This is a genomic window from Streptomyces melanosporofaciens, assembly GCF_900105695.1.
GTDB lineage: Bacteria > Actinomycetota > Actinomycetes > Streptomycetales > Streptomycetaceae > Streptomyces > Streptomyces antimycoticus.
Genome location: NZ_FNST01000002.1, coordinates 7,558,847 through 7,573,142, shown reverse-complemented (window position 1 = coordinate 7,573,142; position 14,296 = coordinate 7,558,847). Strand labels below are relative to the sequence as shown.

The following is a 14,296-nucleotide window of genomic DNA, read 5'->3' as shown; positions in this document are numbered from 1 at the left end:
ACCTTAGACATTAGAGTCGGGGTATGGCTTCAGACGAGGGGTCCGTACGGGTGGACAGCTGGATCTGGTCCGTGCGGCTGACGAAGACGCGCTCGATGGCGTCCTCGGCCTGCCGCGCGGGGCACGTCCGGGTCAACGGCGAGCGCGTCAAGCCCGCGCACCCGGTGCGGCCCGGTGACGAGGTGCGGCTGCGCCATGCGGGGCGCGACCGGGTCGTGGTCGTCTCGCGCATCGTGCGCAAGCGGGTCGGCGCGCCGGTGGCCGCGGAGTGCTTCGTCGACAACAGCCCGCCTCCGCCGCCGCGCGAGCACGCGGTGCCGATCGGGCTGCGCGACCGCGGGGCGGGCCGCCCGACCAAGCGCGACCGGCGCGAGATGGAGCGGCTGCGCGGTACGCCCGGCGACATCGGCTGAGAGCCGGTCAGTCCACCGTGATCCGGTCAGTCCACGGTGATCCGTACGGGGCCGCCGTGTGCGTCGGCCCCGGTGGTCCAGTCGGCGGGTACGTGGAACGGCCGGCCCGGCGCCACGGTGCGGGGAAGGCGCCCGCGGTGCAGCGTCCGGCCGTCCTGGGCGACGGTGAGCACCGGCCGGGTCAGGAACCGCGTGGTGCGCAGGGTGAACCGGCCGCGCAGCGGTCGGGGCCCGTCCGGGGCGATCCGGTTGGGTGAGACCCACAGCAGCGGCGCCTCGACCCGCACGGGCAGCGCCCCCGGGGTCCACGGCCGGCCGGCGAGATGGCGCAGCACGGGCCCGGCGGCCAACCGGCCGTCGAGGGCGGCGATATCGGCGGTCTCGACGGGGTGCAGCAGATTGCCCACGGCGAAGACCCCGGGTTCGCCGGTGCGGAACTCGGCGTCGGCCGCGGGGCCGCGGGTGCCGGGGTCGAGGGCGATTCCGGCGCTTCTGGCCAGCTCGTGGTCGGGGACCCAGTCGCCGGTGAACACCACGGTGTCGCAGGCGACGGCGGCCGTCCTGCCGTCCCGGTGCCGCAGCCGCACGCTCTCCAGCCGCCCCCGGCCGGTCAGTTCGGCCACGGTGGCGTCGGTGACCAGTGGAAAGCCATAGCGCAGCCGGGTGGCGAGGTGGCGTGCCGGGTGGGTCTGGTGGCGGGGCTGGTCGGTGACCATGGCGGCGACCTCGGCCCCGGCCCGGCGCAAGGTGGTCACCGCGGAATAGCCGACGCGTTCCGCGCCGACGATGACGGCGCGTCGGCCGACGTGCTGATGGTGCAGATGGACGGCCTGCTGCAGCTGTCCGGTGGTGAGGACACCGGCCGGCCGGGTGCCGGGCACCAACCGGGCGCTGCGCGGGCGTTCCCGGGCGCCGGTGGCCAGGACGACGGCCGTCGCGGTGATCCGCTCCAGGCCCGTCGGGCCGGTGATGTCCACGGTCCTCGGCGCCGCCCAGCCGGTGGCCGTGACCGAGGTGCGCAGCACAACTCCGGCGCGGACGGCCGCGGCGATGTGGTGGCGGGCGTAGTCGGGGCCGGTCATCACCCGGCGCAGATCGCGCAGTCCGAATCCGGTGTGGTGGCAGTGGCGGGGAACGCCGCCCGCGTACTGTTCGCGGTCGAGGACCTCGACCCGGTCCACCCCGGCGGCGGCCAGCCGCGCGGCGAGCGCGAGGCCGGCCGGTCCGGCCCCGATGACCAGCACGTCAACGGTGCGGTGGGTGCGGTCGGTGGGGGTCATCGCCGGGCCTCCGTCCGGTCCTGGGCCGCGGTGGCCGCGTCGAACTGGGCGCGCACCGCGGCGCCGCAGAAGAATCCCTGGCAGCGCCCGCCGAGGGCCCGGGTGCGGCGCCGGAGGCCCTCCAGCGAGCCCGGGGGCACGGTGGCGGTCAGCGCGTCGCGGATCTCGCCCCGGGTGACGCGTTCGCAGTGGCAGACCACGGTGCCGTACGCGGGGTCGGCGGCGATGAGATCGGCGCGCTGGTAGGGGCGCGGGAACGCCTCGCCGATGGTGGGCATCCGCACGGGCTCGATCTCCCGCTCGGGCCCGGCCTCGAGACCGCACTCGGCGAGGAGCTCGGCCACATGCGCGGCGATCGCCATCGAGGCGGTGAGTCCGGTGGACCGGATGCCGCCCACGGCGACATACCGCCGTCCGGGGTCGGCGTGGATCTGGTAGTCGCCGTGCTCGGTGGCGGCGCGCAGTCCGGCGTAGACCGCGGTGACCTCCTCCGCCAGCAGCTCGGGCATGATGCGCGCGCCCTTCTCCCGGAGCGAGGCCAGTCCGTCCGCCGACGATCCGGTGGCGGTCTTGTCGCCGAGGTCCTCGGCGGTGGGACCGAGCATCACATTGCCGTACACGGTCGGCGCCACCAGCACACCCTTGCCGAGCGCGGTGGGCACCGGCAGCAGGATGTGGTCCACCAGGCCACGGGCGAACTTGTCGAAGACGATCAGCTGGCCGCGGCGCGGGGTCACGGTGAACTCCTCGTGGCCCAGCCGCCGGTTGATCTCGTCCGAGTACAGCCCCGCGGCGTTGACGAGGTGACGGGTGCGCAGCACCCCGCGCGGGGTGGCGATCTCGTGGTGGTCCTCGCCGGTGGTGATGGCCCCGGCCGGGCAGTTCAGATGCAGGGCGACGCCCGCGCGCACCGCCTGGGTGGCGTAGGCGAGCGTCGTCGTCCAGGGGCAGATGATGCTCTCGCCGGGGACTTCGAGCGCGCCGAGGGCGCCCGGTCCCAGATGGGGTTCGCGGGCGTAGACCGCGTCCGCGTCGAGGATGCTCGTCTCGTCGTAGCCGTTGCGCACGGCCTTCTCGGCGAGGGACGGCAGTGCGGTGAGCTGTTCGGCGTCCCAGGCGACGAGGAGTGCGCCGAGCGGTTCGAGCGGGATGCCCGTCTCGGCGGCGTAGGCGGTCAGCCGCTGGTAGCCCTCGCGCACCAGGCGGGCCTCCAGGGTGCCCGGGGTGGCGTCGAAACCGGTGTGCAGAATCGCGGTGTTGGCCTTGGAGGTGCCGTTCCCGACGTCGTCGGACGCCTCGACGAGGGCGATCCGCAGCCGGTGGCGGGCCAGTTCGCGGGCGATGGCGGTGCCGACCACCCCGGCGCCGATGATGGCCACGTCGTAGACCTCGCAGGGGAGGTCACCCGTGGTCGTAACGGTCATTGTGGTCCCTTGCTCGATGGTGCGAACAACTCCTGGCGCGCGGCGGTCCTGGGCGGGTGTCCTCGGCGGGGTCCTCAGTCGTGGGCGGCGGACGTCGGCGCCTGGTCCAGCAGCGCGGCCACGGCCGAGCGGAAACCGGCCAGGCGCTCGGCGGCCCGCTCCGCGCTGATCCGGGGTTCGTAGACGGCCGCGGGCTCCCAGGCCGGGACCGCCTCCCCGACCGCCAGGTCCGGGTCGAGCCCCAGCCGCGCGGCGGCGCCCACGCCCAGCGCCGTGACATCCGGCAATGCCGATACCTCCACCGGCCGCTGCAGCAGATCGGCCTGGGTCTGCATCAGCAACGCCGAGCGGGTCAGCCCCCCGTCGACGCGCAGGACGGTCAGCGGCGCGCCCAGGTCGGAGGCGGCCGCCTCGGCGATCTCCACCACCTGGGCGGCGATGCCCTCGCACAGGGCGCGCACCAGATGCCCGGCGGTGGTGTCCAGGCCGAGCCCGGTCAGCGAGCCCTTGAGGTCGCCGCGCCACCACGGCGCCGCGAGCCCGGCGAGCGCCGGTACGAAGGTGACTCCCCCGGTGTCGGACACGGTCCGCCCGACCGGGTCGAGGTCCTGGGGTCCTTGGATCACCCCCAGGTCGCTGAGCCAGCGCACCGCGGAGGCGGCGGTGTACACCTGCCCGTCCAGGCAGTAGCTGGTGCGCCCACCGAGCCGCCAGGCCACGCAGGAGACCAGGCCATGGGGGCCGCGCCGAGGCCGGTCCCCGGTGTTGGCGAGGAGGAAGGCGCCGGTGCCGTAGGTGCACTTGGCGGTGCCCGGCTCGGTCACCCGCTGCGCCAGCAGGGCGGCCTGCTGGTCGACGAGGAGCCCGGTGAGCGGGACTTCGCCGCCGAAGGCCGTGGTGGTGCCGACGGGCCCGGCGGCATCGACGACGCGCGGCAGCCGTTCGGCGGACAGCCCGTAGATGTCCAGCGCCTTCGCGGACCAGGCGACCCGGTCGAGGTCGAGCAGCCCGGTGCGCCCCGCAGTGGCGGCGTCGGTGACGAAGGCGCCGGTGAGCCGGTGAATCAGCCAGGCGTCGCTGGTGGTGACCACGCCCTCGTCGGTCAGATGGCGCCGGATCCACGCCATCTTGGGCGCCGCGAAGTACGGATCGAGCGGCAGTCCGGTGAGTTCGCGCAGGGTCTCGGCGTGCGGCGCGAGTTGTTGGCACACCGTCCGCGCCCGCCGGTCCTGCCAGACCAGGGCGTCGGTCAGCGGGTTGCCCGTGACGGGGTCCCAGGCCAGCACGGTCTCGCCCTGGTTGGCCAGCCCGACCGCCACGACCGGTTCCCCCGCGGCGGCCAGAGCCTGGCGTCCGGCCTCAAGGACCGAGGTGAGCAAAGCGGCCGGATCGACCTCGACCAGTCCGCCGGGCAGATAGCGGGGGCGCACGGAGACCTCGGCGGAGCCGATCACCCCGCGCTCGGGACACAGCACCAACGCCTTGGTGCCCGAGGTGCCTTGGTCGACGGCGAGGACCGGGCCGGTCGCGGGGTCGGCCGGGGTGCGGTGGCGACGCTCTGCAGGCAGCATGTCCGGTTCTTCGCTCGGGACGGGTGGATCGCTTCGGCTCGGCGGGGCGGTGCGCGGGGATCTTGCCGGAAAGCCTGGTGCAGGCGCGGGGCGGGCGTCAAGACGGCCGATCCGGGCACGCCCGTGGTCCCCCGTGCCCGAGCCGCCGCGGCGGGACTATAGGATCCGTGCAACCATCCCCCAGGTCCCTCGTTTTCCGCGTCCGGTACGTCAGCTCCGTACGAAAGTCATCCGATGCCCGAGGAAGAGTTCCGCCCCGTGTACCACCCCGCGGGGTATGACGGCGGACTGCGCATCGCGCTGCAGGATCTGCGCACCGGACGCTGGATATCGATGCGCAATCTGCTGGCGGAGACTCCCACGTGGGCGCTGTGGACCCAGCGGACCCAGGTGCTGGCCACGGCCGCCGCCGGATCCAATGTGGTAGACGCGTGGCGGGCCGAGGAGCCGCAGAGCGTGGCGGCGCTGGTGATGGGCGCCCGGGTGGGGGTGGAACGCGCGGTGCGCGCCCACCGCGAGGGGCATCCCCGCACCCGGGAGCTGTGGCGGGAGGCGTGGCAGTCCTGCCAGTTGGCCGCGCACCACTCCCCGGCGGATCCGGTGCCCTGGGTGTGTCTGCTGGCCCTGGCGCAGCTGGACAAGGAGCAGCGGCAGGAGGAGCACCGGGTACCCCCGCCCGGTCCGCTGCTGTTCCCCGGGCCCTGGGGGCTGCTGGCGGAGGCCGACCGGCGCGATCCGTACAACCGCGAGGCGTACCACCGGATGCTGCAGTTCGTGTACGCCCGGCGGGCCGGAGGTTCGCTGGCCGAGGCGGTCAACTTCGTGCAGTGGGTGTCCTCGGGCGCGCCCGGGGAGTCCGCGCTGCAGGTGCTGCCGCTGTATGTGCACGTCGAGCGGTACCGCGAGGAGCGGGGCTACGAGAAGGCGCTCGACCTGCACTGGGCCACGGAGGACGCCATCCGGGACGCCCAGAAGGCGCTGCACGGCTGGTTCGACCACGCGGATCTCGCGACGAGTTCACTGCTGGATCTCAACCATCTGGCGCACGCCCTGTGGGGCGCGCTGCGATTCTCCGACGCGGCCCGCGTCTTCGAGGCGCTGGGACCGTACTTCACCCCGCTCCCCTGGGCCTACCGCACCCCCGACCCCACCGACCGCGCCGTCGCTGAAGAAATGTTTCTTCGCGCCCGGGTCCGCTCGCTGGCCGGCGCCCGCGGGCCAAGACCCGGGGTCAGCGGCTGAGCCGGAGTCCTCCCCGGCATGCCCGACCACCGCTCCCCCCAACTGCCCGTCCGCCAGATCGATTTCCCCACCTGTACCACCACCCTCGCCCGCCCCAGCATTCGGGAGGTACATTCATGTCCACGGCATGGTCGAGTTCGGGTCCCGCTCCCCAACGGGATGACGAACAGCGGCTGCGTGAGCTCGGCTATCAACCCGTACTGGCCCGCCGCATGGGCGGGTTCGGCAATTTCGCCATCAGTTTCTCGGTCATCTCCATTCTCTCCGGCTGCATGACGCTGTACGGCTTCGGGCTGGACACCGGAGGCCCCGCGGTCATGATGTGGGGCTGGGCCGGAGTGGGGCTCTTCGTCCTGTGCGTCGGGCTCGCCCTGGCCGAGGTGACCAGCGCCTATCCCACCTCGGGAGCGCTGTACTACATGGCCGACCGGCTGGGCGGCCGGACCTGGGGCTGGTACACCGGCTGGCTCAATCTGCTGGGGCTGCTCGGGGCCATCGCCGGAATCGACTACGGCGCCGCCCTGTTCACCGGCGCGCTCTTCAACCTCCAGTGGGGATTCGATCCCACACCGGAATCGACCATGGTCATCTTCGTCTGCATTCTGCTGGTGCACGCGGCGCTGAATCTGTTCGGGGTGCGGCTGGTGAGCGTGCTCAACTCGGTGAGCGTGTGGTGGCATCTGGCGGGCGTCGCCATCATCGTCGGCGCGCTGGCCATCGTGCCCTCCCACCACCAGTCGCCCGAGTTCGTCTTCACCGAATTCGTCAATGACACCGGCTGGTCGAATCCGCTGTACGTGGGCGCGATCGGACTGCTGCTCGCCCAGTACACCTTCTCCGGCTACGACGCCTCCGCGCATCTGTCCGAGGAGACCTCCAACGCCTCCGTCTTCGCCGCCCGGGGGATCGTCCGCGCCATCTGGGTGTCCTGGGTGGCCGGATTCGTGCTGCTGGCCGGGCTCACCTTCGCCATCCAGGACTACGCCGGTACGCAGAAGAGCGCCACCGGAGTGCCCCCGGCGCAGATCCTGATCGACGCCCTGGGGACGAGCGGTGCCACCGCGATGCTGCTCATCGTCATCGTGGCACAGCTGTTCTGCGGGAACGCGGAGGTGGCGGCGGCCAGCCGGATGGTGTTCGCCTTCAGCCGGGACGGCGCGCTGCCCGGCTCACGGCTGTGGCAGCGGGTCAGCTCCCGCACCCAGACGCCGGTGCACGCGGTCTGGCTGTCGGTGGCGGTCGCGTGTGTGCTGGCCCTGCCGTCCCTGTACTCCGAGACGGCCTACGGCGCGGTGACCGCCATCAACGTCATCGGGATCACCCCCGCCTACGCCATCCCCATCTTCCTGCGGCTGCGCGCCGGGGACCGGTTCCAGCGGGGACCGTGGCACCTGGGCCGCTGGAGTAAACCGGTGGGCTGGATCGCGGTGGTGTGGGTGGCCGTGGTGACGGTGCTGTTCTGTCTGCCGCAGTCCAGTCCGGTGACGGCCGACTCGATGAACTACGCCTCGATCGCCCTGGCCGTGGTGCTGCTGCTGGCCACGATCTGGTGGTTCGTGGCCCGCCGCTCGTACAACACGCCCTCCGCGTACGGCACGGCGCGCGAACAGGCGGAGATCGCCGAGGGCATCGTCTGAAGATGGCTGTCCGGAACCGGGGTGCGGAGGGATTCCGCGCCCCGGTTCCGCGCGATCGGACTCATCGGGAACGGCGCAGCGAGGCGGCCGGGGGCCGCTCGCGGCCGGCGCCGTAGGCGAGGAAGTACGCGGGCCCCCGCTTCAGCCAGGGCGCCTTGGTGAGCACCTGGGCCAGCCGCAGCGGCTGACCCGCGATGCCCGGTGAACGCCCCTGCAGCAGCGGCTCGATGACCCGTGCGTGGGCGATCCGCTGCAGTAGCTGCGTCCCGGCGGCGGTCGGCCACCGGCGGCGCTGGACGGCGCGTACGTCGGCGAGGCCCACGGTGCCCTTCCGCAGCGGCTCGGCGAGATGGCGGGCGGCGGCGACCGCGTCCCCGACGGCGAGGTTGATGCCGATCCCGAACACGGGCGACATCGCGTGGGCCGCGTCCCCGATGCACAGCAGTCCGGGGCGGTGCCAGCGGCGGAGCCGGTCCATCCGGACGTCCAGCAGCTTGACGTCGTCCCAGGACCGCGGGCGGGGTTCGCGGTCGGCCACGACCTGCCGTATCCATGGCGTGGCCTCGGCGAACGAGGCGAGGAACTGATCGAGGCCCTGGGCGCGCCAGGCGTCGTCGGCCCCCTTGGGGATCAGGGCGGCGCACTGCCAGTAGTCCCCGCGGTCGATCATGGCCGTGAGATAGCGGTCACCGGCATTGCCCACCAGCCCCTGCGGGTCACGCTCCTCGCGTGGCAGCCGGAACCACCAGACGTCCATCGGACAGGGGAACTCCCGCAGCCCCAGCTCGGGCAGGGCGCGGGCGAGCGACCCCCGGCCGTCGCAGGCCACGGTGAGGGTGGCGCGCAGCTCGCCGGCGGAGCCGGCGACGCGGTCGCGGTAGCGCACTCCGGTGACCCGTCCGCGCTCCATGAGGAAGGAGGTCACCTCGGTGTTCATCCGCAGCTGGAAGGTGGGCTCCCGCTTGGCCTCGTTCGCCAGCAGATCGAGCAGATCCCACTGCGGCACCATCGCGACGTAGTTGTACTTCCCCCGCAGCGAGCTGATCTCGCCGACCGTGAACAGATCGCCGTCCCGTCCGATGGGCAGCCGGATGGAGCGCACATGCCGCTGCGGCAGGGCCGCGAACCGGTCGGCGAGGCCCAGGTCGTCCAGGAGCCGCAGCGTGCTGGGATGGACCGTGTCGCCGCGGAAGTCGCGCAGGAAGTCCCCGTGTTTCTCCAGGACGGTGACCTCCACCCCGGCCCGGGCCAGCAGCAGTCCGAGGACCATCCCGGCGGGCCCGCCGCCCACCACACAGCATGTGGTCCGCTCCATCTCACGGCTCCCTTCGACGTCCCCGAGGCCATGGGCACCCTCTCAGGAGGAATTACCCCCTGACGGCACGCCACACCGGGGCCGCGCGTGGGCCCGATCACGATCGGCTTGAATTCTGCCGGGCCCGCGTCCGTATCCCCGCGTGATGGTGTGGGGCGCATAAGGAGGTCTGTATGGCAGCCGAACCCGATCCGGACCGGCCGGGCGGGCGCGAGGTGCTCGAGCCGACCGCGATCTTCCGTGCGACGCCGGAGTACGACGACGACCCGGAGGGGCCGGTCGAGGGGTGGATGGAGGAGCTCGACCTCTTCCGGCCGCCGGGCACCGAACTTCCCCCCGAGGCGCCGCCCATGGCGGATGCGGACACCCAGGAGATCACGGGCGGTCCGGCCGCGGCCGACGCCTGGCCGGTTCAGGGGGCACCGGCCGAGCCGCGCCGTCCGGCCGAGCCGCCCGCCCCGGCCGGGCGGCGCTACCCCAGGGCCGCCCTGCTGGTGCTGGCCGGAATCGGCGCGGGGGTCGCCCTCTCGCTGGTGGTGATGGTGCCCCGGGACTCGGCGTCCGGTGCGGCCGAGGGCGGCGCCTCGGCCACGCCGACGGCGCCCGCGACCTCCGCCGCGCCCGGGACGCCGAGCGCGCCCGCCTCGCAGCCGCCGGACGGCGCGTTACCGCCGCCGGGCGATCCGGGCGATGTGCTGACCCTCGGGGACACCGGCCCTGAGGTGACCGAGCTCCAGAAGCGGCTGCTGCGGATTCCGAACGTGTATCAGGACGGGCCGGTCAACGGGCAGTACGACCAGACCCTCGCCCAGGCGGTCTCCCGGTTCCAGGTGTGGTACGGGATCCGGGGCGACGCGAACGGGGTGTACGGGTCCGCCACGCGGCAGCAGTTGGAGTCCCGCACCTGACCCTTCCGCCGTCGGCCGGGGGAACCGTCGACCGGCGTACCGTCGACCGGAGTACCGCCGACCGAGGTCGTCAGACGGCGCCGAAGACCTGGGTCCAGTACGTGCCCGCGCGGCTGCCGGCGGCGTGGCCGACGCCGATATGGGTGAAGTCGGGCTTCAGGATGTTGGCGCGATGGCCCGGACTGTTCATCCAGCCGCGCACCACCTCCGCCGGGGAGCGCTGGCCGCACGCGATGTTCTCGCCGATGCCGCGGTGCGTGGCCCCGGCGGCTCGCGCCCGGTCCCAGGGCTGATGTCCTTCGGGGCCGGTGTGGGAGTAGAAGTCGCGGGCCACCATGTCGTCACTGTGCGCCTGCGCGGCCGCCGTCAGCCGCGGGTCCGGGGCGAGCGGTGCCAGCCGGGCGGCGGCGCGCTCCGCGTTGGTGCGGGCGATGACCTCGGAGACGAGGCGCAGCAGTCCGTCCGGGGTGAACGGCCGGGCCCATACCGCCGTCCAGTAGACATCCCCGGTGGTGGGGCCGTCGGCCCGGCCGATCCCCAGATGGACGAGGGCCGGATCGTGGAACGGGCCCCGGCTCGCGTCGCCTTCGAGGCAGTAGTCCACGAACTCCAGCGGGGTGCGCGGCCCGGAGACGATGTGCTCGGCGATGGTCAGCGGGGTGTATCCGTGCGCGGCGATCCGGTGGAAGAGCGCTATGCCGTCCGGGGTCTCCAGCGCCAGCGCGCCGTGGGCGGCCATGGCCCGGGCGTGCGCCTCGGCGGCGGCGGTCAGCCGTCCGTCGAGGGCCACGGGGGCGGCCCCGGCCCGTGCCCGCGCCGCGTTCACCACCTCCAGGGCATGCCGTGAGGCCCCGTCGGCGGGCGGATAGGAAGGAGGCGCGGGTGCGGCCCGGACGGAGGGCGCGGTCCCGGCCCGAGTGGTCGGCGGGGGCATGGGCCGGGTGGCCGGCCCGGGCGGAGGCTGGGCGCCGTCGTCGGCGACATCCACGCCGAAATCCCGCGCCACACCGGCCAGTCCGTCGGCGTACCCCTGACCGATCGCCCGCACCTTCCATCCGCCGCCGCGACGGTAGATCTCGGCGAGCAGCAGCACCGTCTCCGCCGAGGGGCGCGGCGGGGCGAACCGGGCCAGCCGCGCTCCCCACTCGTCCAGGACGCTCAGCACGGGCGCAGGCAGCCGCCCGAGCGGAGTGCCCGGGTCGGCGGGGCTGATGACGAGGGTGACCCGGGCGGCGCCGGGCCGCAGTCCCCGGGGCCGCAGGGTGACGGTGTCGCCGTCCAGCCGGGCGCCGGGCGCGGTGGGCTGGTTGAAGAAGACGAAGTCACCGTCACCCGCGACCTTGCCGTCCTCGCCGGTGATCAGCGCGGACAGGTCGAACGGGCCCGGCACCCGGATGGTCAGCGCGCCGTCGGGCAGCGCCTGGTTCCCGCCGGGCACCAACTCGCCCATGTCCGCTCCTCACCGCCGCGTTCATGGAGGCAACGCGTCATGAAGGCAACGGCCGGGCGCGCTCGGCGGTTCCGGCGTGTGCTTCCGGCGGTCCCGGCGGTGGGGGCGGTCGTCAGGCCGGCACCGCGACGTACTTGTACTCCAGGAACTCGTCGATGCCGACGCGCCCGCCCTCGCGTCCGAGCCCGGACTGTTTGACGCCGCCGAACGGGGCCGCGGGGTTGGAGACCAGACCGGTGTTGAGGCCGACCATGCCGACCTCGAGCCGCTCGCTCACCCGCAGCGACCGGCTGAGGTCCTGAGTGAACACATAGCCCACCAGGCCCCATTCGGTGCTGTTGGCGGTGGCGACGACCTCGTCCTCGTCGTCGAAGGTGAGAACGGCCGCGACCGGTCCGAAGATCTCGGTCCCCATCATCCGGCTGGCCGGGGAGACGCCGGTGAGCACCGTGGGCGGGTAGAAGCAGCCGGGGCCCTCGGGGGTGCTGCCGCCGACCAGGACCTCGGCGCCGCGCGCCACGGCGTCCGCGACCAGCTCCTCGACCTTGGTACGGCCGGCCTGGTCGATCAGCGGCCCGACGTCGACACCGGCCCGGCTGCCGGGGCCGACCTCCAGCGCGCCCATGCGGCGGGCGAGCCGGTCGGCGAACTCGGCCGCGACGGAGGAGTGGACGAAGAACCGGTTGGCCGCCGTGCACGCCTCGCCCATGTTGCGCATCTTGGCGGTCATGGCGCCCTCGACCGCGACGTCGAGGTCGGCGTCCTCGAAGACGATGAAGGGGGCGTTGCCGCCGAGCTCCATGGAGGTGCGGACCACCGCGGGCGCGCACTGGGCGAGCAGGGTGCGGCCGACCTGGGTGGAGCCGGTGAAGGAGAGCTTGCGGACGTGTCCGCCGGTCAGCAGGGGCTCCACGACCTCGCCCGCGCGGGAGGTGGTGACCACGTTGACCACCCCGGCCGGAAGCCCCGCCTCCGCCAGGATGCCGGCCAGCGCGAGGCTGGACAGCGGGGTCTGCGGGGCGGGCTTGAGCACCATGGTGCAGCCCGCCGCGATGGCCGGGCCGATCTTGCGGGTGCCCATGGCCAGCGGGAAGTTCCACGGCGTGACGAGCAGACAGGGGCCGACCGGGCGGCGCATCAGCAGCATGCGGTTCCTGCCGTCCGGCAGTGTGGAGAACCCGCCCTCGATGCGCACGGCCTCTTCCGAGAACCAGCGGAAGAACTCCGCGGCGTAGGCCGCCTCGCCCCGCGCCTCGGCCAGCGGCTTGCCCATCTCGGCCGTCATCAGCGCGGCGAGCGCGTCGGCCCGCTCCATGATCAGCTCATAGGCGCGGCGCAGGATCTCGCTGCGCGCGCGGGGCGCGGTGGCCGCCCACTTCTCCTGGGCGTCCTCGGCGGCGGCCAGGGCGCGCTGCCCGTCGGCGGGGGAGGCGTCGGCGACCTCGCACAGCACCTCACCGGTGGCCGGGTCGTCGACCGGCATGGTCTGACCGCCGGCCGCGTCGGACCACGACCCGGCGATGTAGAGCTGCTTGGGCACCGCCGCGAGGACCTCGGCGGCCGAGGGGTACGAGGGGGTGGACATAGGGGCAATCTCCTTCGTGACCGCCGCCGGTCCGAGGGGTTCGGACCGGCGGGCGGATCGGGCTCCCGTTGGGCGATGTGCGGTGCGCGTCAGGAGTCCGCTGTTCCGGCGCTGACGGCGGCGGACCAGGCGCGCAGACCCTCGTCGATCGCCGCTTCGTCGACGACGAGGGCGGGGATCATCCGGACCACATGGTTCCAGGCCCCGCACAGGAGCAGCAACAGGCCCTCGTCCACTGCGGCGCGCTGCACCCGGGCCGCGGTCGCCGGGTCCGGCTCCCCGTCCTCGGTGACGAACTCGCTGGCCAGCATGAGGCCGAGGCCGCGCACATCGCCGATGGCCGGGGTCTTGGCGGCCACGTCCTCCAGACCGCTGCGCAGCCGCGCCCCCATGGCCTCGGCGTTGGCCACCAGGTTCTCCTCGCGTACCACGTCGAGGGTGGCGGCGGCGGCCGCGCAGGCCACGGCATTGGCGCCGTAGGTGCCGCCCTGGGAGCCGGGCCATGCCTTGCTCATCAGCTCCTCGGAGGCGGCGATGCCGGACAGCGGGAAGCCGCTGGCCAGTCCCTTGGCGGTAACCAGGATGTCCGGGCGGATACCGAAGTGGTCATGGCCCCAGAACCGTCCGGTGCGGCCCACCCCGGTCTGCACCTCGTCGAGGATCAGCAGGAAGCCATGGCGGTCGGCTCGCTCCCGCAGGCCCTGCAGGAAGCCCTCGGTGGCGGGCACGTAGCCGCCCTCGCCGAGCACCGGTTCGACGATGATCGCGGCGGTGTCGTCGGGCGGGGAGATGGTCTGCAGGACGTAGTCCAGCTCCCGCAGGGCGAACCGGGTCGCGGTCTCCTCGTCCCAGCCGTACCGGTAGGCCGTGGGGAACGGGGTCACCACCACGCCGCTCATCAGGGGCGAGAAGCCGGAGCGGAAACAGGTGCCGGAGGTGGTCATGGAGGCGGCGGCCACGGTGCGGCCGTGGAATCCGCCGTGGCAGACCAGGACGTTGGGCCGGCCGGTGGCCTGGCGGGCGAGGCGCAGGGCCGATTCGACGGCCTCGCTGCCGGAGTTGGAGAAGAACAGACTGTCGAGGCCGGTGGGAAGCACCTCGCCCAGCTTCTCGACCAGCCGCCGCAGCGGTGGGTGCATGACGGTCGTGTACTGGCCGTGGATGAGCGTGCCCACCTGCTCCTGCGCGGCGGCGACGACCCGCGGATGGCAGTGTCCGGTGCTGGTGACGCCGATGCCCGCGGTGAAGTCGAGGTATCGCCGCCCGTCCTCGCCGTCGATGTAGGCGCCCTCTCCTCGGACGGCGACCACCGGAGTGGCCTGACGGAGCTGCGGCGACAGATTGGTCATGTTCTCTCCCACACGCACAGGTCGGCGATGCGCTCGGACACTTCGAGGGTGAGGGGGCGAACCCGGTCAGGACAATGATCACTGTGTCGCGGGGTGGTGATCGGTATGGACGATCTGTCAAC

At 73.3% G+C, this 14,296-nt stretch carries 11 protein-coding genes; 4 read left to right on the top strand and 7 right to left on the bottom strand.

The genetic code is table 11. The annotated features are described in order from the left end of the window. The first annotated feature begins 23 nt into the window (after positions 1 to 23). Positions 24 to 413: an RNA-binding S4 domain-containing protein gene (locus tag BLV72_RS35195; protein WP_093467455.1), complete on the top strand. Its 390-nt coding sequence runs from the start codon at positions 24 to 26 to the stop codon at positions 411 to 413. 26 nt (positions 414 to 439) lie between these two features. On the opposite strand, the gene BLV72_RS35190 is transcribed toward BLV72_RS35195, so the two are convergent. The 3 genes from BLV72_RS35190 to BLV72_RS35180 all read right to left on the bottom strand — a co-directional run bounded on the left by BLV72_RS35190 (position 440) and on the right by BLV72_RS35180 (position 4,688). Further along, complete coding sequence (locus tag BLV72_RS35190; RefSeq protein WP_093467454.1) at positions 440 to 1,693, bottom strand: NAD(P)/FAD-dependent oxidoreductase; 1,254 nt, start codon at positions 1,691 to 1,693, stop codon at positions 440 to 442. Further along, the gene (locus tag BLV72_RS35185) at positions 1,690 to 3,117 is read right to left on the bottom strand and encodes an NAD(P)/FAD-dependent oxidoreductase (protein ID WP_093467452.1); all 1,428 of its coding nucleotides are present in this window, start codon (positions 3,115 to 3,117) and stop codon (positions 1,690 to 1,692) included. The genes BLV72_RS35190 and BLV72_RS35185 overlap by 4 nt, the downstream gene beginning before the upstream one ends. A 74-nt stretch (positions 3,118 to 3,191) precedes the next feature. Then, complete coding sequence (locus tag BLV72_RS35180; RefSeq protein WP_093467451.1) at positions 3,192 to 4,688, bottom strand: FGGY family carbohydrate kinase; 1,497 nt, start codon at positions 4,686 to 4,688, stop codon at positions 3,192 to 3,194. Between the two features lie 234 nt (positions 4,689 to 4,922). On the opposite strand from BLV72_RS35180, the gene BLV72_RS35175 reads away from it, so the two are divergent. Both BLV72_RS35175 and BLV72_RS35170 read left to right on the top strand, forming a co-directional pair. Next, positions 4,923 to 5,930: a hypothetical protein gene (locus BLV72_RS35175; protein ID WP_093467449.1), complete on the top strand. Its 1,008-nt coding sequence runs from the start codon at positions 4,923 to 4,925 to the stop codon at positions 5,928 to 5,930. Positions 5,931 to 6,046: 116 nt separating this feature from the next. After that, the gene (locus BLV72_RS35170; RefSeq protein ID WP_093467448.1) at positions 6,047 to 7,567 is read left to right on the top strand and encodes an amino acid permease; all 1,521 of its coding nucleotides are present in this window, start codon (positions 6,047 to 6,049) and stop codon (positions 7,565 to 7,567) included. A gap of 61 nt (positions 7,568 to 7,628) precedes the next feature. Here the strand turns inward: BLV72_RS35170 and BLV72_RS35165 are convergent, their stop codons facing one another. Beyond that, complete coding sequence (locus tag BLV72_RS35165) at positions 7,629 to 8,882, bottom strand: FAD-dependent oxidoreductase (RefSeq protein WP_093467446.1); 1,254 nt, start codon at positions 8,880 to 8,882, stop codon at positions 7,629 to 7,631. A 173-nt stretch (positions 8,883 to 9,055) separates the two neighbouring features. Here BLV72_RS35165 and BLV72_RS35160 point away from each other — a divergent pair, with 173 nt between their 5' ends. Continuing rightward, positions 9,056 to 9,790, top strand: a complete 735-nt coding sequence (locus BLV72_RS35160; protein ID WP_244321161.1) for a peptidoglycan-binding domain-containing protein — start codon at positions 9,056 to 9,058, stop codon at positions 9,788 to 9,790. Positions 9,791 to 9,860: 70 nt separating this feature from the next. Here BLV72_RS35160 and BLV72_RS35155 read toward each other — a convergent pair whose 3' ends face one another. The 3 genes from BLV72_RS35155 to BLV72_RS35145 form a co-directional block, all read right to left on the bottom strand. Beyond that, complete coding sequence (locus BLV72_RS35155) at positions 9,861 to 11,240, bottom strand: CAP domain-containing protein (protein ID WP_093467445.1); 1,380 nt, start codon at positions 11,238 to 11,240, stop codon at positions 9,861 to 9,863. A gap of 112 nt (positions 11,241 to 11,352) precedes the next feature. After that, a complete protein-coding gene (locus BLV72_RS35150) occupies positions 11,353 to 12,825 on the bottom strand; it encodes an NAD-dependent succinate-semialdehyde dehydrogenase (RefSeq protein ID WP_093467443.1) in 1,473 nt (490 codons plus the stop codon). Between the two features lie 89 nt (positions 12,826 to 12,914). After that, positions 12,915 to 14,174, bottom strand: a complete 1,260-nt coding sequence (locus BLV72_RS35145) for an aspartate aminotransferase family protein (RefSeq protein ID WP_093467442.1) — start codon at positions 14,172 to 14,174, stop codon at positions 12,915 to 12,917. Positions 14,175 to 14,296: the final 122 nt, after the last annotated feature.